Raw genomic sequence first — 21337 nt, 5'->3', positions numbered from 1 at the left:
AAGAGAGCAGTGCAAAAAAGTGCAGTGCAAAAAAGTGCAGTGCAAGAAAGTGCAGTGCAAAAAATAGTGGCCCAGCCAATCCGTGTTGAATAAATCAAATACCGATTTATTCGGTATGTGTGCTAGAGGTGTGCTCCTTTAGAAAATGAGCCACTTCCTCAATCGCTTGCGTGGCTTCTGGTAAAAGTGGTGCAAACCCTTGGAAAACATGGGGCATGTTTGGCCAGCGGCTTAATGTCACAGGGCTACCCGCTGCGGTGGCGGCTTCTGCAAAGTGGGTACTGTCTTCCAGCAAAATTTCGGCTTCACCCACTTGTACCAATATGGGGGGAAGGTCGGATAAGTCGCCATAAATAGGGGAGACTAACGGGTCTTTAAAATTGGATTGCTCTTGAACGTAATTAGCGGCCACATAAGGTAATAATTCCGCAGACAGTATCGGGTCTATGTGATCATTGGCTTTGATAAAGTCACGCTTGAAATGTAAGTCTGTGGGAGGAGAAAAGACCACGGCGGCATTAGGCATGGTTTTATTCCCCTGCTTTAAGGCAAGTAGGGTGGCCAAGGCAATATTGGCACCGGCGGAGTCTCCGGCAATGTATAAACTGTGTGAGGGAGACTCCCCATCTGGGCCATGGGTATGTAACCACTGAAGGCCATGAATACTGTCTTCTAACCCTGCTGGGAAAGGGTATTCTGGCGCCAGACGATAATTCAGGCTTAACACAGCGCAGCCAGTTGCCGCCGAAAGTCGGCTGGTCAGTGACCGGTGGCTGATGGCTGAGCCTGCCATCCAAGAACCTCCGTGCAAGTAAAGAATGCGCTTGCGGGTATCCACCCCTTCTGCGCAAACCCACTCGCATGGCAGCTCACCCACAAGTTCAGGTGTGATATTCGCTTCAATGTTGAGAATCTGTGGTGCTGCAGAAAAATACATTTCTAGCAAAGAGCGCTTCTGTAAAGGGTGTGCTCCGCTCGTTAAGGTCATTTCGGCGATGAGCCTGAGATGCTGAATCACCTGATTTAACCCTGCATGATTCCCCGGTAGTGCTTCCGACATTCTTCTCTCCCTACATCTGTCAAATGGCTGATGGCGAGCAACGCATTAGCGTGGGGTACTGAGATTGATCACTGGTTGCTTCTCAATAATACGTGTTTCAGGCAGTCTGCGATGGCAGTGAATCAACACTTCATCATTTGTTTAAAACTGACTTTCAGACATTATCACCACTCTAAGATATACGGAATACGGCTGCCCCTAAGCTTGCGTCGAGTATGTAAAAAACGGCGCAAGAGACCACATCTTCGCCTGGCTGAGCATTCTATGAGGGGGGAAGGGGGTGAGAGTGTATCGCCCAGCAAAAACAATGGGAGCGGCTAATCTGTATGCTATGATACGCCGCATTTTTAGCCGCCCTGGGGCGGATTGGCTGCCAAAATTGGCCAAAAAAGGTATTGCTCGGTCGTGTTATCCACAGGATTGACTTAGCCGTGTTACTCACAGCGGTGTAAAGCATCAATACCAACCAGGGGGAGTAAGCTGTTGTGTTTTCAGTTTCTGGCCAAATGTTAGGTAAGCAACGCGTCGGGTTTGTCCTGACAGGTTGCACAGAATGACTGCCGACACCAATCCGACAACGTAATATGCAGGTGGTAAGCCACATGGCCAAAATGTCTCTGGATAAAGACAAAATCAAAATTGTACTCTTAGAAGGTATTCACTCGTCCGCTGTTGCCACATTAAACGAGGCGGGCTATCACAATATCGATACCTACAAAACGGCATTGCCCGAAGAAAAACTGATTGAAGTCATTAAAGATGCCCACTTCATCGGTATTCGCTCTCGTACTCAGTTAACTCGTCGTATTTTTGAACACGCTGAAAAACTCACAGCGGTGGGCTGTTTTTGTATCGGCACCAACCAGGTGGACTTGGGTGCTGCTCAAGAGCATGGTGTGGCGGTCTTTAATGCGCCGTACTCCAATACCCGCTCGGTGGCCGAATTGGTCTTGGCAGAAGCCATCTTATTGCTGCGTGGCATTCCAGAAAAGAATGCCGTCTGTCACCGTGGAGGGTGGATGAAAACCGCCGTGGGCTCTTACGAAGTCCGTGGTAAAACCCTAGGCATTATTGGTTACGGTGCCATTGGTACGCAGCTGAGTGTGCTGGCGGAAAGCTTGGGTATGAAAGTCCGGTTTTATGATGTGGTAACCAAGCTGCCATTGGGGAATGCGCAACAGATTCGTAATTTAAACGATTTGTTGGGCATGGCAGATATTGTCAGCCTTCATGTGCCGGAATTACCCAGCACCAAAATGATGATGGGCGCAGATCAGCTCGCACAGATGAAACCCGGTGCGGTATTGATTAATGCCTCACGGGGGACGGTTGTGGATATCGAAGCGTTAGCGGCCTCTCTTGAAAGCAAACATCTTTCTGGTGCGGCAATTGATGTTTTCCCAGTAGAGCCTCGTGGTAACGATGACGAATTTTTAAGCCCGCTGCGTAACATCGATACTGCAATCTTAACCCCGCATATTGGTGGTTCAACACAAGAAGCGCAGGAAAATATCGGTTTGGAGGTGGCGGAAAAATTGGCGAAATATTCCGACAACGGCACCACCATCAGCTCAGTGAACTTCCCCGAGGTGGCTTTGCCGCAGCACGGAGAAGCGCATCGTTTATTGCACATCCACAAAAATATTCCTGGTGTGCTTACGGCCATTAACCGCGTATTCTCAGACAACAATTTGAACATTTGTTCGCAGTACTTACAAACCAATGAAAAAGTGGGCTATGTGGTACTGGATGTAGATTCCGGTGACAGTGACCTTGCCCTTGAGCAACTCAAGCAAATTGAAGGCACCATACGCGCCCGCGTTCTCTTCTAATTAGCCTTCCATCATCAGGCGGCGTTAAGCGGCCTGATGAGCCTTACCACACCCCCTCGCGTGCTTTTTTTGATCAATAGACCAGTCGATTTTCAGTGTTGATCGCTCAAGATTTAATGGCGTTTTTTACGTTAAACTGTCGCCATAAATACTGTATAAAAAAACAGTATTTGGTATAATCTCTTTCGTTCTTGAGGTGCTTTCTTTCGCATCATTTTTCAAGAGCGATCTTACGATTTATCTATCCACCTTCATAATATTGATATCAGTCGCCAATAAAGATTGAATTTTAGGCTTTGATGAGTGTCATTAAGACGCATTGGTTTTCACTTTTATTTCTCAAGAGTGTAAAGACTTCTTAAGGTTGATGTGGTTACCCTCTTTTTTATTGTTTGTTTATATGACTTTTATTATTATTTTTTAACGAATTTCAACATTAAATATTGATTTAATTTCCCTCCGTATTGACTACTAAGGACGCACTATTGGCTAAACACACTGTTTTGGTCGTGTTGGTGTGATGTATATTCATGGATACTGGTTTACATTCTTTGGTCGCTATTGCGCGATTTCATCAATTACCGGCTGAGCCGGAACAATTAACCCATCAATTTGCCAAACCCGGCGAGGTCTTTTCGGATACTGAGCTTTTACAAGCGGCAAAAGCGTTAACGCTGAAGGCGAAAATTATGACGCTGACGGCATCTGATTGTAAAAACGACATTTTGCCTGCCATTGTTAAAAATAAAGAGGGCTCTTATTTTATTCTTGCGAGAGTGTCTGAACAAAAAGTCAGCAATGATGATGCCGGGTTTGGTGACGACAATAGCGTTGAGAAAAACAATCATAAACGGAATGAGAAAACACAGCGTTCATATCTCATTCAGGATGTCCGAGAAAATACGCCGCGATCCGTATCAGAAGACGAGCTTGATTCGATGTGGGGCGGGCAAATTATGTTGCTCACGTGTCGTCAAGGGCTGGGTGAGAGTTTGCAGCAAAAATTCGATATTTCGTGGTTTATACCTTCTCTTGTGAAATACCGAAAGCTTTTTACAGAGGTCATTATTGCGTCCTTTTTTTTACAAATATTCGCGTTAGTGACACCACTGTTTTTCCAAGTGGTGATGGACAAAGTACTGGTTCACCGAGGGTTTACCACGCTGGATGTTCTCGCCATTGGTTTTTTTGTATTGGTGGTATTTGAGGCATTTTTGGGTGGTTTTCGTAATTATATTTTCAGCCATACTACGAATCGGGTAGATGTTGAGCTGGGTTCGCGATTATTTCATCACCTATTGGCATTGCCGTTGGCGTACTTTGAGTCGCGACAAGTAGGCCAAAATGTCGCCCGTGTAAGAGAGCTGGATACCATTCGCAATTTTATTACTGGCACCGCACTCACGTTAGTGATCGATTTATTCTTTGTCTTCGTGTTTTTGGGGGTAATGTGGTATTACAGCCCGGCACTGACCTGGATCGTCTTAGCCACCATTCCCGCCTATGTGATTTTGTCGATATTTATCACACCGATTTTACGGAGTCGATTAAATGAAAAATTTAAACACGGTGCAGCCAATACCGCCTTTTTAACGGAATCCATTACGGGTATTGGTACAGTTAAATCCATGGCAGTAGAGCCACAAATGCGCCGTAAATTGGAAGATCATCTCTCAAGCTATGTGCATGCTTCTTTTCGTAGCCAAAATTTAGGCAATGTTTCTAGCCAAGTGGCGGGGTTAATTAATAAATTAATGACGCTCGGCATTATTTGGTGGGGGGCACATTTAGTCATTGAAGGCGGTATTACCGTGGGCCAACTTATCGCTTTTAACATGTTAGCTGGTCGAGTGAGTGGGCCGGTATTAAAACTGGTGCAACTGTGGCAAGACTTTCAGCAAGCAGGAATCTCAATAGCTCGCCTTGGGGATATTTTAAACACACCGAGAGAGCCCGGTTTTAACCCTAATCGTTCACAGCTTCCGGCGTTGAATGGTGCGGTTTCTATCGACCATGTGACTTTCCGTTATCGAGTCGATGGCTCCGTCATCCTGCAAGACGTGAACCTTCACGCTCAGCCTGGTGAGGTCATTGGTATTGTCGGGCGTTCCGGTTCCGGCAAAAGCACCATCACCAAGTTGATACAGCGTTTGTATGTACCAGAGTCTGGTCGAGTGCTTGTTGATGGGGTAGATCTTGCCATGGTGGATACCGCATGGCTTCGGCGCCAAATTGGGGTGGTGCTGCAAGAAAACTTTTTGTTTAACCGCAGCATTCGTGAAAACATTGCTCTGGTTGATCCATCCATTCCGATGGAGCGTGTTATTGACGCTGCCAAAATGGCAGGAGCCCACGATTTTATTGTGGAATTACCTGAGGGGTATGACACCTTAGTGGGTGAACAAGGCAGTAATCTCTCTGGTGGTCAGCGCCAACGCTTGGCCATTGCTCGTGCATTAATTAATAACCCTCGTATTTTAATTTTTGATGAAGCCACCAGTGCGTTGGATTACGAATCGGAACGATTAATTCAAGATAACATGGCCCGAATTTGCCAAGGGCGTACGGTATTTATTATTGCGCATAGGCTAAGTACCGTGCAGGCGTGTAATCGTATTATCGTAATGGATAAAGGCCGTATTATCGAGGAAGGGTCTCATCAAGCCTTATTGCAACAACAGGGGAGCTACGCACAATTACACCGCTATCAAGCCGGTGTGCCCAATCAAACTATTAAAAACCAAAACCCGAACAAAGGCGGAGCTCGTGTTATTTCCAATTCCGACAAAGTCTCGTTTCGGGTCGAGCGAAAAGCCCCAAATCAACAGGAGGGTCAACCATGAGTGCTTGGCAAACCTTAAAAGAGGCGTGGCAGAACCGAGATACACTGGGTGATGCCAATCATACCCGTGAGTTGGCAGAGTTTTTGCCCGCCGCCTTGGAGATTCAAGAAGCTCCACCCAACCCTTTGGCACGTTGGTTGGCTTGGTCGCTTTTAACCGTTGTAATGATTGCGATTGTTTGGGCCTTATTGGGTAAGGTTAATATTGTCGCTTCGGCAGAAGGAAAAATTATTCCTAGCTCTCGTGTGAAACAAGTGCAACCGTTGGAAAAAGGACTAATTCGTGAGTTATTGGTGTCTGAAGGCCAATACGTTGAAAAAGATCAACCCCTAATTGAATTAGATACCACCTTAACCCAAGCGGAAAAACAACGTTTGGCGTCTGAGCTTTACAGTGCTCGGTGGCGATTAGCGGTGAATACCGCCATGGTCTCGTCCATTAAGAGTGACACAAAAGAACTGAAATCGAATTCGCTAACCGCGCCAGTAAATGCAACAGAGCAAGATAACGTTCTGTATGCAAACTTATTGCAACAGCAATGGTTACAATATCAGGCACAAGCACAAGCGCTTCAGAGTCAATTACAACGAACGCTAGCGGAACAATCTGCCACCCAGGAGGTCATTACCAAACTGGAGCAAACCTTGCCCATTGCACAAAAACGGGTAGCTAACTATGAAACCTTACTGGGGCAAGATTTCGTTTCTGAAAACGATTATTTAATGGCCGAGCAAGAACGGATTCAACAAGCGCAAGATTTAGCAGCAGAGCGCCAACGCTTAAAGCAATTGAGGGCGTCAGAGTCGGAAGTGCGCGAGCAAATGAATTTGCACCGTGCGCAAACCAGCAGCGCTTTGTTCACAGAAATGGCCGACTTGCAAAGGCAAATTGCCTCATTGGAAGAAGAGTTCACTAAAGCCCAAGACACCAATGCCAAACAAATACTCTATGCCCCCACGGCGGGTCGAGTACAAGAGTTAATGGTCAATACCGTGGGTGGTGTCGTAACCGAAGCACAACAATTAATGTTAATCGTTCCTGATGAAGAACAATTAGAAGTAGAAGTCTTCTTAGAAAACAAAGACATCGGCTTTGTCTCAGAAGGTATGACGGCTGAAATAAAAATTCACACTTTTCCGTTTACTAAATACGGAGTCATTAATGCAGAAGTTACCAATGTATCAGACGATGCCACGGTTGATGAGCAGCGAGGGCTTATTTATCGAATGCAGCTTAAAATGGCCAAAAATACCCTGTGGGTCAATAAAAAAGAAATGCGCTTACAACCGGGTATGGCCGTAACGGCAGAGATGCAAACCGGCGAACGGCGTATTATCGAATTTTTCTTGGCACCCTTATTACGTGCCAGCAGTGAAAGTATTCGTGAACGCTAAGTGTGTAAAAGGGCTGCTGCCGCGAGGTAGAAATTCGAATCAAAAACTCGAGCCAGGCTGTTGTAAAAATTCAATTTCCGCCTCGGTAGACGTTCGGCCTAATAGTGTATTGCGATGCGGGTATCGGCCAAATTGATCAATAATCGCTTTGTGTTTTAACTCGAATTCTAAATTCTGAGGGTTGCCCAAGGCGGTATACAGTTTCACGGCTTCTTTATGGATGATGGCCGACTCACTGTGCATAAACGGTAAATACAAAAAAGAACGCTCTACGTTTGGCAGTTCTTGGTCAAACCCTTGGTGGATGGCTTGTTGTGACAAAGCCAGCGCGAGAGCATCGTAGGCAAATGATTCTGGTTTTCCTCGGTAAATATTGCGTGAAAACTGATCGATCACAATCACCTCAGCCAATGCCCCCTTGGCGGTACTGCGCCATTCGAATAGCTCATTGCGGATGGCTTGTTGATGGAGCGATTTAAATTTTTGCTGGATTAGTGCGTCAAGTTGGTCGTCTTTTTTCCACCAACTGGCAGGTTCAAGCTCCTGAAACCAAAATTGCAATACGCTGTGTGAAGGTGACTCGCTCATAAGATCGATCCTTTGTTTGATAAATGCTCACAGCCAATGTTGATTTTATTATGGCACCCCGGAAATCAGTGGCCAAGTTGTGGCGGAAAAATCATCTTATGTTTCTGATATTGGTAAAGAGTCGGTTGTTTTTCTGGCAGAGTTTTAGAGAGCTTACCCATCGAATATATATGGAATTAATTAGGTGTTGTTATCTACCGCTTTATTGAAATCTTGAATAAGTTTCGAAAATTGTTCGTCGTAACCCATACCACTGTGGGAGCCAAATTTCCAGGAATCGAAATCTTCGGGTTTTTGAATCTTTTTAAGGTAGCCTAACGCTTCTATAATAATGTTGTCATGTATTCTCATAAGTACTTAAAGTAAATAATGGTTAAGAAATTAATGTTTAGTTTCGGATATGGCAACAATTAATTCAAGGTTTCGCGAATTGAATAGAGTATTTATTTCAGGGTTTTTTATCGAAAAATTTGTTGATTTTTTTTCACTCAAGAACAGTCCGAATCACTTTCCCCCACCGTCATAAAATCCACAAATGGCGCTGAAATCTTCCCCTGAATTGGCTTGAATATGATAGAATTCTTTTTAGTAAATTGTATTTATATACAGTATTAATGGGGGGAACAAAATTGTGACATTAGCGTCTTATAAAAACAGAAAATAATCTTATTCATCACCATTTTGCCGCTATATTGGCTATTCTTTAATCGATGGATAAGATCGGTTTGGTTCACCGTACTTTAAAAACAGATCAAGAGAGTAAACGAGGTAATTATGGAACAACCACCCTTCCCAGGGATGATGCAAATGGTTCTGCTCGAAGAGGCCATGCGCACCACCGCCCCGGAGCTAGAAACGTTTTTTCAGGAAAAATTGGGCAATCCAGACATCACGATACAAGGCGCGCCCGATGACAATAACAGTTTTGTCATGTTGTGGGGGAAGTTTGCTTTCTCGATCATGCTGATTGACCAGCCGATTCCCGCCGAGACCTTTGAGGTGGCGTTGCGCACCAGCCAGGGGCTGAGTAATGGTGAGCAATTAATCGCCGCTCATAAGGCGCACCTTATTATTGCGCCACTCAAGCACGCTACCCATCAATTGCAAGCCATTTACAACGCCATGGGGCTAATGACCTTGGCGGATTTTTTGAGTGAAAAATCCAAACCGCTGGCGTATTTTTGGAGTGGCTCGCAGATATTGGCGGATGCCGAAGGTTTTGGTAAGGCTCTGGCCGGGGCGAGCCAAGCCATGGACAAATACACCAATAAAGAATCTGATCCCTGGTACGATTTGCCCTCCACCTACTGGGTGGGTATGAGGATGCTCTCGCCGGATCGTAAAACCCAATTTGGTGCCGTTACCGCCGGGCTTGCCTCCCTGACGGGGTTTGAAATTCAAGTGGACCCTTTCCTAGGTAAGCCCGTTGAAGCGGCCAAGCATTTATTCGGCATGGCAGGTTATGCGTTAAACCATGGCCCAGTGTTTAAAGACAACGACACCATCGGCATTGGTGGGCAACAGCAATTTCGTATGCGCTTGCAGCCCGGCGCATCGTCGGGCCAAGCGCCCAATGACCTCCCTGTGCCGCCAAGATGGATAATGACCCTAGAGACCATTTCCTAGTTTAACCGCACCGATTACACCGAAAGAGAAAAGATACCCAGAGATCAAAACCCCTTTGCCATGCCAGAGGGGTTTTAAGCGGTGTTGTGCCAAAATTTAACGAAAGACAGCAGGCAATCCATGTACGGCGAACCCATTTATGAAAACAACGAATTCTTCACCGCGTTTCCGGAAGCGGATGAAGTGTTTTACTCGGAGGTGGAAAAGGAGCGATTTTTACCTTTAGGCACCTTTCATTTGCAAACGGATGAAGGCCAGCATGATGTATTGATTGCAGCACCTATTGGGGATGAGGTGGCAATGATAGGAAAGGAGAATTATGGAGAATATTGCGGTGAAACCTGGTTGACATATTCCAAAGTTAATGGGAGATGGAAATTGGATTGTTCAGCTGATCAGTTGCTGGACTTTGGTGTTTGTTTTGAAGAGGCTTCTCAAATTTTTTTTAATTTAAGAAGAATATTTGAACTGAATGGTTTTTTGGCGGAGCCGTTAAGCGAGGTAAGGGTGTTTCCTAAAGGTGCGAAAAAAATACCACTGTTTCAATTGCAATCGTATGCGCGTTGTGGATACAACTGGTGTGGCGATATAAAAGAAAATTTTTCTTGTGTTCTTAGTGATGTAGTTGATGGATTACCAAAATCTCCCTATGGGAGAGATAGAAAGCTATCTATATTTGATGGTGAAGGTAATGCGTATACATATCTGGGATACACTTTCACGAAGGCGTTAGCTCCAGATTTATTTTATTTTTACAACCTAGCAACAGAAAGGGTGCTAGTTGTACATGAATTTGACTGATGTGTATTCATCCCATTGTTTTATGGTTGTAACGAAAACTGCAACCATAAAACAACGGTTTGACATAACGCCTTGGGGTAGCTTGATAGGAGGAGAAAAAATGAAAAGTGAACCGATTTACGAAAATAATGAATTATATACGGCCTTTCCTGAACCGGATGAGGTGTTTTATTCAGAAGTGGAAAAGGAGCGATTTTTACCTTTAGGAACCTTTCATTTGCAAACGGATGAGGGGCAGCATGATGTTTTGATTGCAGCGCCTATTGGGGATGACGAGGGGATGATAGGTAAAAATAACTATGGAGAATTTTGTGGTGAAACTTGGTTGACCTATTCAAAGGTGAATGGAAAGTGGAAGCTAGATTGCTCTCCAGATCAGTTGCTCGATTTTAGTATTTGTTTTGATGAGGTTGATTGTATTTTTAAAAAGCTGAAAAGAATATTTCAATTGAATGGTTTTTTGTCACATCCTTTGAAAGAGGAGGTTAAGTCCCCTGAAAGTGAAAAAATTTCCCTTTTTAGTTTGATGTCATACATGTCTCATGGGTACAACTGTTCTTATGATGTGGTGAAGTATTTTAAATATGTTCTTGAAGGTGTGGATGAGCAGAAGCTTGAGCCTCCTTTTAAAGAGGATAAAGAAATTAAATATATGGATAGTAATTATAATGAATATGTTTTTCTGGGGTGTGCTGGTGCAAATGCTTTAATCCATGAAATGTTCTTTTTTTATAATGTTGTGACCAAAAGAGTTTTGGTGGTCAATGAGTTTGATTGAGTTGCGTTCAGCCCATTATTTTATGGCTGTAACGAAAACTGCAACCATAAAACAACGGTTTGATATAACGCCTTGGGGTGGTTTGATAAGAGGAGAAAAAATGAAAAGTGAACCGATTTACGAAAACAATGAATTGTATACGGCCTTTCCTGATCCGGATGAAGTGTTTTATTCAGAAGTAGAGAAAGAGCGATTTTTACCTTTAGGAACCTTTCATTTGCAAACGGATGAAGGGCAGCATGATGTATTGATTGCAGCACCCATTGGGGATGATGAGGCAATGATAGGAAAGGAGAATTATGGAGAGTTTTGTGGTGAAACTTGGTTAACTTATTTAAAGGTGGATGAAAAGTGGAGGTTGGATTGTTCCCCTGATCAGCTCTTGGATTTTGAAATTGCTTTTGATGAGGCTTATCAAATTTATAGTGATTTTAAAAGAGTATTTAAGTTGAATGGTTTTTTGCCAGTTTCTATGAGAGGGGTTAAAGAGTACTCCAAAGATGTTAGAAAAATTTCTTTATTTTATCACCAGGAATATGCTTGCTATGGCTACAACTGGCTTGGTGGTGTTGCGAAGTGTTTTGATTATAAATTAAAAGATATTGATGGTGTCTCAAAGTCTACTCATGCTGAAGATAGGGAGGTGTTGATATACGATGATAAAAATAATAAGTATGAATATTTGGGTTATGTTGTTACTAGAGCTTTATACCAAAAAATGTTCTATTTCTATTGCCCAAATACAGAGAGAGTTCTTGTGATTAATGAGTTTGACTAATGTGTATTCAGTCCATTGTTTTATGGCTGTAACGAAAATTGCAACCATAAAACAACGGTTTGACATAACGCCTTGGGGTAGCTTGATAGGAGGAGAAAAATGAAAAATGAACCGATTTACGAAAATAATGAATTGTATACGGCCTTTCCTGATCCGGATGAGGTGTTTTATTCAGAAGTGGAAAAGGAGCGATTTTTACCTTTAGGCACCTTTCATTTGCAAACGGATGAGGGGCAGCATGATGTATTGATTGCTACTCCTTTAGGTGATGAAGAAGGTTTGATAGGCAAAGATAATTATGGCGAATTTTGCGGTGAAACTTGGTTAACTTATTCGAAAGTTAATGGAAAGTGGAAGATGGATTGCTCTGTTGATGATCTGCTGAATTTTGATGCATATTATGAAAAAGCAAATAATGGTCTCAAAGAAGCAAAGAAAATTTTTAATGAAAATAAATGTTTGCCTAGTCGATCTTCTAGAGGAGATGGAAAAATACCACTTTTCTCAATTCAGTCATACCCGTCATATCTATATAACTGGTTTTCGGATGTCGAAGAGTACTTTAACTTTGCTCTAAGAGAAGTTGATAAAGAAGAGCTGGATTCATCATTTGATGAAGATAAAGCTGTGACATTATTCGATTCTGAAGGCAATCAATATGTGTATATCGGTAGTACTAATAAGAGTTTTTTAATGGCTCGTTTGTTCTTTTTTTATAATGTAAAAGCTGAGAGAGTTTTGGTGATATTTGAATACAGTTAGGTTGGCTTGGTAGTGTTTTTTTGTTTAATGAATTTATGGAGTTTTAAGTGAGTGATTATACAGGCGACCCAAGAAAGTTAAGAGGTAGTTTAAATAATGCGTTTAAAGATGATGAAACTATACCTGGTGCGAATCAGGCTGCCTTTCGTCCAGATGGAAAACAAGTTGCAGCGCATCATCTGATTCCAACAACTTTAATACAAGAAGATATGGATGATTTTAATGAAGATATTGCTAACTTCTTGAAAAAAATGGAAAGCCTAAATGGCAATTTGGTTTATGAACAAGATGCTGCTAGTAATGGTGTGTTTTTACCTAGAACCGTGAAAGTTGCTCAAGATGCAGCAGCCAAAGGTAATTATGCCGCTGTGCATTTGTCTGGCCACCCTGCGTATATTAAATTTGTTGAAGGTCGTTTATTACAAATACGCGATGTGTTTGAAACAAAATTAGAGTCTGCTGACCCTAAAGATCACGCTATTGTCGCAAGAGATGCGTTTAATATGGTGTCAGAGCTGCAAAATGAATTGCGTGATGGTTTAATTTCAAACTCCGCAGATGGGATTAAATTCTTTTTGTACGATAAAGACCCGATGTATCGACATCGGTATAACGACCCTTCATTGTCGGATGAAGAACGGGCAGCCATGTCTGAATTGTATGGCGATAAGCATGTTGATACCGACCCGGATAAGCCTTTTCGTTATCCGGGGGAGAATGTCACATCTCGGATGAATCGTTTATTTTATAACGATTTAGCCCCCGAAGTGGATGCGAATATTGCGGCTAGCCGGCACTTGGCAACGCGTATTGAGTTAGACCCAGAGACCGGAAAATATCGGCAAATTCATAATTTTGGTGGTTTTAGTCGTTCTACTTTCAACGATTTGATCAATAATCACAGTGGAAAAATCGGTGCGGTGGCCGTGGGTATTACCGTGTTTTCTCTTGTGGCTATCGTAGAAGAAAAATACGGCGATTTGACGTTGGCAGAGGTGGCAGAGATTGTTGCCAATTCGAATTTGGATATTACTCAAGAACAATTTATTGGGTTTGTTCAAAGCGCTGCCGCAGACTCCGCCATCGGTTTAGCCTTAAGTTTATTAGGCGGCCCACTGGCGTGGATTGGCACGGCCTATGAAATTTACGAAAATTATTCCGCGTTGCGGGCATCCCTAGAAATTGCTGAAGTGGCCTTCCCCGGTAATGAAACCTTGGGCGAATTAAACGAATGGCTCACTGACATGGAAGACACCTTAGGTGAATTGTGGGAGACCGAAGAAGGGTTGTCGGATGAAGAATATCAGGTGGTGATTGGTGAGGATATTGAAGGCAGTGAAGGCAGTGAAACCTTAGAAGGAGGTGAAGGTAACGATTGGCTGTGGGCCAATGGTGGTGACGATACGCTGACCGGTTTAGACGGTGACGATTGGTTATTAGGGGGTGAGGGTAACGATACCTTTATTTTTAATACCGGTGATGGTCACGATACCGTTGTGGATGCCGAAGGTGAAAATACGTTAGTGATTAATGGCACGGCGGTAGAGCACTTGCAAGCGGTAATGGGTGAGTCGGATGTTTATCAATGGGTAAATGCCGATGGCGAAATTCTTGATGAAGAAACATTGTTTATTGCCAACGGCGATCAATTGCAAATTCTGGTGGGCGGTGCCAATTCCGGTGACAGTATTACCGTTCGTGATTTTCATTTCGACAATAATCATTTTGGGTTGTCGTTTAGTGAGCCAGAAGCGCCAGAGATGCCAGAGATGCCTGGGAATACGGATGGAATGTTTGTTTGGAATCCGGAGGAAATTACTGATATCACCGAAACGGGATCTGAGTGGTTGGCTTTTCGCTTGTGGGCGCGTTTGTATCCTGGTCTTTTAGAAGGTCCTTTTCATGGTAGGGCAATTTATTATGATGCGGATCATTTTGCGGGGCGGATTACGTTTGAAGGGTCTGAATACAATGATATTTTGATTGGTGCAGAAGGACGTCGTTCTTTTTTATATGGAAATGCTGGTGATGATTATATTCGAGACGATGGTTATGTTGAGGTAGAACCAAATATGCTCAATGTATTTGCAGGAGGAAGTGGCTCGGATACGATCATTGGGGGCGAAGGGACCGATTATTTATTTGGGGGACATGATTCTCTGAGTATTGGAGATACTCCATCCACGAGCTCAGACTGGCCTACAGTGAATAATTTTGGCCAGTGGTATTCCAATCTTATGACGGCAAATCTTTATGATGTAGAGGGCGATGAAAATACCATTTACGGTGGTGGTGGTAATGATTTTATCAGCGGAGACCATTACACAGATTACCTTTTTGGCGGTGATGGTAATGACCGCATCCTAGGGCAAAGAGGCGATGATATTATCTCTGGTGAGTCGGGGAATGATTTAATTTTTGGGGACTCACGTTTTCGCGATTTTCATAATACAGTCGAAAATCTAATTTATTATTACAGTTCCTTCGTTAGTACCGATTCTGGCCAACATACCCACGATGATATCTTGAGTGGTGGTGAAGGCAATGATCATATTTTTGGTGAGCTGGGTAACGATACGATTTCTGGTGGTGAAGGTAACGATACTTTGATGGGGGATCGATCGTATCGGCAAAATTTATCGTCCCTTTTAACGGATGGATACGACGATACCTCTCAAGAAGCTTTCCAATTAGCCGGTGAGCTCCATGGGGATGATGTGCTCGATGGGGGTGCTGGAAATGATTATCTCTATGGTAATGGCGGTAACGATACCTTGTCGGGTGGTGAGGGTAATGATTGGGTTATCGGTGATGATCACGCTATAGACCTTCAGTATCACGGTAATGACAGCCTATATGGTGGTGCCGGTGATGACGTTCTGATTGGTGGAGCTGGTGATGACCTCATTGAAGGCGGAGAGGGTAACGACTCTCTTTATGGTGATGGTCATTTCTATGAAACTGAAGAGGGCGTGCGTGTTGAGGTCGGGGATAATCCTGCTGACTATGGTACGGGTAATGATCGTTTATTTGGTGGTGCTGGAGAGGATCAAATTTCCGGTGGTGCCGGTGATGATTACTTATCGGGTGACGAAGGTGATGATGTTTTATTGGGTGGCGGAGGCAGTGATGTTCTTCGTGGTGGTTTAGGTAATGATTTTGTTCAAGACGCGCTTGATGCCAGCTCCTCAGATATAAACCGCCTTTTTGGAGAGGGGGGTGATGACACGTTATTGTCTGCACAAGGAGCGGATATTTTAGATGGTGGTGAAGGCTCGGATATGCTTTTCTCCCAAGATGGTAACGACACTTTATTAGGTGGCTCCGGTGAGCTGGATTACTTGATTGCCGGCAACGGTGATGATGTGCTGATTGGTGGTGCGGGCACAGACTATATGTTTGGTCAAGCAGGTTCAGATACCTACCGTTTCGAGCGAGGCCATGGTTACGATTCGGTGGTGGATAACGGCCAAAACCGCTTTGAATTTTCTCATATTAACGCCTCTAATGTGCGCGTTTACTCGGCCAGTTTAGCGCTGGGTGCCGATGCGGCCACAGCACCGGTAACGCTGTCGTTTGGTGGTGGCGATGCCGTTACCTTCTCACGAGCTGCCTTTTCGGGCGGTACCTTTGTTTTTGCCAATGGCACAGTAACCGCCGACGACCTATGGTCGTTTGCCCTAGAGCAGTATCAAGCATTGAATGCCAATTTATACGGTTATACCAGTAACGGTGTAAGTGGTAATGAGGTGGGTGGCGGAAGTAGCGTGAGCGTTTCTCAAGCTCAGTCATTGAATGGGCTTTTCCAGAGTGATTCTACAGGCAATGAGTCTTTAGGCAGTGTCACTTCAGATGGTACGACTTTAGATAGCACGACTTCAGACAGCACGGCGTCTGAACCACGTTATTACTTGCTGTGGTTTTCTGGTCAATTGCTCGCAATCGATCAAGCAGTGGCCAACGATGAGGCGAGCGATGTTAACCCTGCCGACCCGCTGACTTGGTTGCAAAATGGCGCTGTCGCCGTTACCGGCCCAGTAACCTACTTTGAGAACGCCGACGGCGAATTGATGGCCGGTGTGCCCGATGGTAGTGGCGGTTTCTTGCCGCCGGCTGGTGCCGTGACGGAATACACCTTATTGCCAGACGGCGCGGGCTTGCTGACGGCTGCGCCGAACTTTAATGGCGATACCCCGCCTACTGTTACCCCCGACGGAGTGGATTCGGTGACCGATGGCGCAGAAGGCGACACCAGTGGCGTCGCAGCAGAAAACGACATTCTCTCGGGAACGGACGCCGACGATACATTGGATTCGGCTGAGGGTAATGACGTCATTCTTGGCCAAGCCGGACATGATCAACTCAATGGCGGTACCGGTGACGATATCCTGATGGGGGGCGTGGGTAACGATACCCTAATGGGTAACGACGATAACGATCGTCTCTTTGGTGAGGTCGGTGACGATAACTTGCAGGGCGACCGTGGGGAAGATTACCTCGATGGTGGTGCCGGCGACGATACCCTTGAGGGCGGTGCGGGCGAAGACACCTTAGTTGGGGGTGAAGGGAATGACACCTTAGATGGTGGATTGGGCCACGATACCTATCGGATCAGCCTGAATGAGGGCGTGGATGAAATTATTGATCGCTCAACTTACAACAGTGAGATCAATAACACTCTGCTTTTCGACAGCTCTATCGAAGAAGGGCAAGTCCGTGTGATTCGCGACGGCAATACCGCGCGCTTTGAGGTGATTTCTCTGAGCGAGTATGACGAGGAGGGCGAAGAGATCCCTGGGGGCGAGGTCGTTAACCAAGTCATCGTGCAGAATTATTTTTCCAGCGGCCAAGAGCCTGTGGTAACCGTTCGCTTTGAAGGTTCTGGAACCGTGTGGGGCCAAGAGGCAGTACGTGCGCGCTCCCTGATTGGTGCCGAAGCGGATGAGCATTTGGTCGGTTTCGACTCCGATGATGTGCTCATTGGTAATGCGGGTAACGATACCCTAGAAGGCGGGAGAGGTGCGGATGAGTATCGCATTGCCCTTGGCGATGGTGACGATGTCATCATCGATAACACTCTTGATGCGAATCGTGTGGTATTGGGAGAGGGCATTCGTGAAGACAATACCACCGTGACCCGAGTGGGTGATGATGCGATCTTAACCATTTCTGGCCTTATCGACGGGGAAGCCATCCAGCAAGTGGTGACCCTACAGAATTACTTCCGTAGTGTTTCAACGGCGATGGCGCTGATTCAATTTACGGAGTCTGATACTGAGTGGGATCTGGACGCCATGCGTGCCCAGTCGTTGGTGGGCACAGACGGTGATGATGAGTTAGAGGGCTATGACTCGGACGATACGATCATCGGTGGTGCAGGCAATGACAGGCTGACGGACTATGAAGGCACAAACCGCTTAGATGGCGGAGCAGGAGACGACACTCTCAGAGGAAGCGGCCAGCTGTTGGGTGGACAAGGCGATGATAGTCTTGTGGGTACTGGCCGCTTAGAAGGCGGAGAGGGTGATGACTATCTCACGGGTCAAGAAAATGGCATTGGGCGGAACCTTCTCATCGGTGGTTTGGGTGATGATGTACTGCAAGGTAACGCCCGTACCGTGGAGGAGTTCCACTTCGCTCGTGGCGATGGCCATGATGTGATTATCGACAATGGCAGCACAGAGAATATTCTGGTGTTTGGCGAGGGCATTGCCGAGAGCAGCCTCCTTGTTCGCCGCTCAGGGGATGACGCTTTACTGCATTTTATCGACGACAGCCAAGACTCTATTACCCTGCGAAATTTCTTTGTTGGGTCGCCCACGGTGGGCACGGTTCAATTTTCTGATTCTACCCAATGGAATGCCGAGCATATGCGTGCGTTGGCCTTGATTGGTACTGAGGAAGATGAGGTGCTCGAAGGCTACGACTCCGACGATACCCTTATCGGCCAAGGTGGCAATGATGTACTTACCGGCGGTGCAGGCAGTGATACTTACCTTTTTGCCGCAGGTGATGGTGATGATCGGATTATTACCGGAGAAACCGATGTTGATACGTTGGAGGTAATTCGTTTTGACGACTCGGTGAATGAAGCCGATGTATCTCTTGTGCGGGAAGGCGAAGACTTAGTGATCCACTACGCAGATGATGCGGTGACGGTGGAAGACTTTTTCGTCAGTGATGGGTACAGCACTCACGCCATCGATGCTATTGAGTTTGCCAGCGGCGTAAGTTGGAGCCAAGGTGATATCAAAGCCATGTTGCTGGTGGGGGATGAGAGCGACAACACGCTTAACGGCTTCCGTGATGATGATGAGATTATCGGTAATGGCGGCGATGATACGCTCTATGGTAATCGAGGTGACGATACCCTCTACGGTGGCAGCGGCAACGACACACTCGACGGCGGCCTCGGTAACGATACGATGGACGGGGGTGAAGGCAGCGACACCTTTACGGATCAGTTCGGATACAACACCTTCTTCGGTGGTAACGGCAACGATACCATCACAGGTATGGGCCAGCTCTTTGGTGAAGCGGGTAACGATACCTTAACCGGAACCGGGGTATTGAGTGGGGGTGAGGGCAATGATGTTCTGACCGGCCAAGGACTTAAAGATGAACTCAGAGGGGGCGCCGGTGATGATATTTTATACGCCGATGATTCAGAAGGGCCGGAATATTTTGATGATGAAGATGTAGGCGTGCAAATTCTCAACGGCGGCACCGGTAACGATACCCTTTACGGCTCCTTCCAAGGCGATGTGTATCAGTTTAGTCGTGGAGATGGTCAGGATACGATTATTGAAACTCAATTGGATGGGAGGAGACATCCGTCGACACCGGAAGAAGACATTCTTCAATTTGGAGAAGGCATATCTGCGGACGATGTAGCATTTACTCGCCAGGATCTGGATTTAGTCATCACAATCAACGGGACAGACGATCAAATTACAATTAAGGATTGGTTCTATCCTTACAATAACAACAGAGTGTTGATGAAAATCGAACGATTCCTTTTTGCTGATGGAACAGAGTTGGTGTCCTCAGAGGTAGACAGCCTTGCAGTGTATGTTGGTACCGATGCCGATGATCAATTGCAAGGTTACCTAGATGTGTCCGATACGATTTTAGGTGGCGATGGGAATGACCAGATATATGGAGATAACACGCTACCTTCATCGGAAGGTGGGGATGACCTTTTGATGGGGCAAAATGGTGATGATTTTATATCCGGATATGGGGGCGATGATACCCTTAGAGGGGGGCAAGGCAACGACCAATTATTCGGTGGCGAAGGAATGGATCTTCTCGAAGGTGGAATTGGAGATGATTATCTTGCTGGTGGCCTCGGTAATGATCATCTTGTTGGTGGCGCTGGTAACGATACTTTTGATTATGGTGAGCAAGGGGGGTTAGATACCATCGATGTGTCAGGAGGGGGTAATGACGTCCTCATTATGAATGAAATTTCATTCGACCGTTTGGGTTTTTATCAAGATGGCGACGACTTAGTGGTTAGGGTCGATAGAGATTCAGAGCAGGAGGTGCGAGTACTGAATCATTTCTTGGGGGGGGATCAGAGTTTGTCTAGCGTAGCCGTGTATAACGGCGACTCAGTACCTCATAACCAAATTCCAATGTACGTTATTGAGCCACAGGTAAGGCCTTATTCTGAAGCGGATGATGATACCGGAGGAGGAGATACTGGCGGAGGTGACACTGGAAACCCAGGAGACGGTGATTCAGGAAACGGCGATCCAGGAGATACTGATCCTGGAACCGGTAATCCAGATACCGGAGCGCCGGGTGGGATATCGGTGGATCCTGACGATTACGATACGCAAATCAATGCCAGTGGGCCGCAAACCGAAGGTACCAATGCCAATGATTACATCAATGGCTGGGATCAAAATGAGAATTTATTTGGTCACGGTGGCGATGACTATCTTGCCGGCAATGATGGAAATGATTATTTATCGGGTGGCAATGGATTTCATGTGGGTTCGGGCAATGATGTACTCTTTGGTGGTGCAGGTAATGATGTTCTCGTTGGTGAAGATGGGAATGATTGGCTCGAAGGTGGCGTAGGTAATGACCATTATTATTACTACGCCAATAATGGCCAAGATGTCATATCTGAAACCGATGGCACTCAAGATGTCTTATTCTTTAACGATGTTAGTATTGATCGTCTTAACTGGTATCGTCAGGGAGATAATTTGATTGTTCGAGTTGATGACGATACCCAACAGCAAGTCACCGTAATGAATCATTTCTTGGGTGGAAGTTATGCCATAGAGGCTGTTGCGCCTTATGTGGAAGGCGAGGTGAGTATTTTGATTCCTGCAAATCAGTTCGAATCATTTGTGGTTGAGTTACCGGAAGAGACTTTAGAATCCAGTGATAGCATTGCAATGAATAATCGTATGGATGTATTAATTAGTGCGATGGCTTCTTTTGACAATGGTAGCGAGTCTGAAGTGGGTGGGGTAAATCATCAGGATGTGCATATCCCCAGTGTGACTCGTCAATTGAATACGCCTTTTGATCGTTCAGTGATGATGTAAGAAAGATTGTGCTGATGTAGAAAAGTTATGTATTTAAGTGGCTGGCGTGAAGGAATTTTCTGGCAGCCACTTTATTTCACCTTTCGGTAATTTTTTTTATAGGGGCTTTATTGCCCCTTTTTTGTCTCCTCAATATTTTTTAATGGCACCGACTGCGTTAAATTGTCGCCATAAAAACTGTATAAAAAAGCAGTATTTGGTATAATCTGTTTCGTTCTTGAGATGCTTTCTTTCGCATCATTTTTCAAGAGCGATCTTACGATTTATCTATCCACCTTCATAACACTGATACAAGCACAATACAT

Annotated in this window: 12 protein-coding genes; 9 read left to right on the top strand and 3 right to left on the bottom strand. The window is 45.2% G+C overall.

Going from position 1 to position 21337, the window contains the following annotated elements:
- Nucleotides 1–106: 106 nt before the first annotated feature.
- A complete protein-coding gene (locus tag LU351_RS01630; RefSeq protein WP_232592261.1) occupies nt 107–1060 on the bottom strand; it encodes an alpha/beta hydrolase in 954 nt (317 codons plus the stop codon).
- A 602-nt stretch (nt 1061–1662) separates the two neighbouring features.
- Between LU351_RS01630 and serA the strand changes: the two genes are divergently transcribed.
- The 3 genes from serA (at nt 1663) to LU351_RS01615 (ending at nt 7129) form a co-directional block, all read left to right on the top strand.
- The gene (gene serA, locus LU351_RS01625; RefSeq protein ID WP_232592260.1) at nt 1663–2892 is read left to right on the top strand and encodes a phosphoglycerate dehydrogenase; all 1230 of its coding nucleotides are present in this window, start codon (nt 1663–1665) and stop codon (nt 2890–2892) included.
- 530 nt (nt 2893–3422) lie between these two features.
- A complete protein-coding gene (locus LU351_RS01620) occupies nt 3423–5735 on the top strand; it encodes a type I secretion system permease/ATPase (RefSeq protein WP_232592259.1) in 2313 nt (770 codons plus the stop codon).
- Nucleotides 5732–7129 carry an HlyD family type I secretion periplasmic adaptor subunit gene (locus tag LU351_RS01615; RefSeq protein WP_232592258.1) on the top strand — a complete coding sequence of 466 codons (1398 nt, stop codon included), beginning with the start codon at nt 5732–5734 and terminating at the stop codon, nt 7127–7129. Before LU351_RS01620 ends, LU351_RS01615 begins: the two co-directional genes overlap by 4 nt.
- A 39-nt stretch (nt 7130–7168) precedes the next feature.
- Here LU351_RS01615 and LU351_RS01610 read toward each other — a convergent pair whose 3' ends face one another.
- On the bottom strand, nt 7169–7717 hold the full coding sequence (locus tag LU351_RS01610) for a DUF924 family protein (RefSeq protein WP_232592257.1): 549 nt from the start codon (nt 7715–7717) through the stop codon (nt 7169–7171).
- A 180-nt stretch (nt 7718–7897) separates the two neighbouring features.
- The gene (locus tag LU351_RS01605) at nt 7898–8068 is read right to left on the bottom strand and encodes a hypothetical protein (protein ID WP_232592256.1); all 171 of its coding nucleotides are present in this window, start codon (nt 8066–8068) and stop codon (nt 7898–7900) included.
- A gap of 423 nt (nt 8069–8491) precedes the next feature.
- Here LU351_RS01605 and LU351_RS01600 point away from each other — a divergent pair, with 423 nt between their 5' ends.
- The 6 genes from LU351_RS01600 to LU351_RS01575 all read left to right on the top strand — a co-directional run bounded on the left by LU351_RS01600 (nt 8492) and on the right by LU351_RS01575 (nt 21032).
- Nucleotides 8492–9343: a DUF4261 domain-containing protein gene (locus LU351_RS01600; RefSeq protein WP_232592255.1), complete on the top strand. Its 852-nt coding sequence runs from the start codon at nt 8492–8494 to the stop codon at nt 9341–9343.
- A 120-nt stretch (nt 9344–9463) separates the two neighbouring features.
- On the top strand, nt 9464–10144 hold the full coding sequence (locus LU351_RS01595) for a hypothetical protein (RefSeq protein WP_232592254.1): 681 nt from the start codon (nt 9464–9466) through the stop codon (nt 10142–10144).
- Nucleotides 10145–10244: 100 nt separating this feature from the next.
- Entirely contained in the window at nt 10245–10922 is a 678-nt protein-coding gene (locus LU351_RS01590; protein ID WP_232592253.1) for a hypothetical protein, read from the top strand.
- The gene (locus LU351_RS01585) at nt 10909–11700 is read left to right on the top strand and encodes a hypothetical protein (protein ID WP_232592252.1); all 792 of its coding nucleotides are present in this window, start codon (nt 10909–10911) and stop codon (nt 11698–11700) included. The genes LU351_RS01590 and LU351_RS01585 overlap by 14 nt, the downstream gene beginning before the upstream one ends.
- A 99-nt stretch (nt 11701–11799) precedes the next feature.
- Nucleotides 11800–12462, top strand: coding sequence for a hypothetical protein (locus LU351_RS01580; RefSeq protein ID WP_232592251.1), 663 nt, complete (start codon nt 11800–11802; stop codon nt 12460–12462).
- 47 nt (nt 12463–12509) lie between these two features.
- On the top strand, nt 12510–21032 hold the full coding sequence (locus tag LU351_RS01575; RefSeq protein ID WP_284284982.1) for a calcium-binding protein: 8523 nt from the start codon (nt 12510–12512) through the stop codon (nt 21030–21032).
- The last annotated feature ends 305 nt before the right edge of the window (nt 21033–21337 follow it).

It is taken from the genome of Marinibactrum halimedae (assembly GCF_021234875.1).
GTDB classification, from domain to species: Bacteria; Pseudomonadota; Gammaproteobacteria; order Pseudomonadales; family Cellvibrionaceae; genus Marinibactrum; species Marinibactrum halimedae.
The sequence above is the reverse complement of the archived record's forward strand: the minus strand, read 5'-3'. Positions and strand labels throughout refer to the sequence as shown.

Bases quoted from the DNA above. Each gene is read 5' to 3' on its own strand.
- LU351_RS01630 (WP_232592261.1), bottom strand. From the start codon at position 1,060: ATGTCGGAAGCACTACCGGGGAATCATGCAGGGTTAAATCAGGTGATT.
- serA (WP_232592260.1), top strand. From the start codon at position 1,663: ATGGCCAAAATGTCTCTGGATAAAGACAAAATCAAAATTGTACTCTTA.
- LU351_RS01620 (WP_232592259.1), top strand. From the start codon at position 3,423: ATGGATACTGGTTTACATTCTTTGGTCGCTATTGCGCGATTTCATCAA.
- LU351_RS01615 (WP_232592258.1), top strand. From the start codon at position 5,732: ATGAGTGCTTGGCAAACCTTAAAAGAGGCGTGGCAGAACCGAGATACA.
- LU351_RS01610 (WP_232592257.1), bottom strand. From the start codon at position 7,717: ATGAGCGAGTCACCTTCACACAGCGTATTGCAATTTTGGTTTCAGGAG.
- LU351_RS01605 (WP_232592256.1), bottom strand. From the start codon at position 8,068: ATGAGAATACATGACAACATTATTATAGAAGCGTTAGGCTACCTTAAA.
- LU351_RS01600 (WP_232592255.1), top strand. From the start codon at position 8,492: ATGGAACAACCACCCTTCCCAGGGATGATGCAAATGGTTCTGCTCGAA.
- LU351_RS01595 (WP_232592254.1), top strand. From the start codon at position 9,464: ATGTACGGCGAACCCATTTATGAAAACAACGAATTCTTCACCGCGTTT.
- LU351_RS01590 (WP_232592253.1), top strand. From the start codon at position 10,245: ATGAAAAGTGAACCGATTTACGAAAATAATGAATTATATACGGCCTTT.
- LU351_RS01585 (WP_232592252.1), top strand. From the start codon at position 10,909: ATGAGTTTGATTGAGTTGCGTTCAGCCCATTATTTTATGGCTGTAACG.
- LU351_RS01580 (WP_232592251.1), top strand. From the start codon at position 11,800: ATGAAAAATGAACCGATTTACGAAAATAATGAATTGTATACGGCCTTT.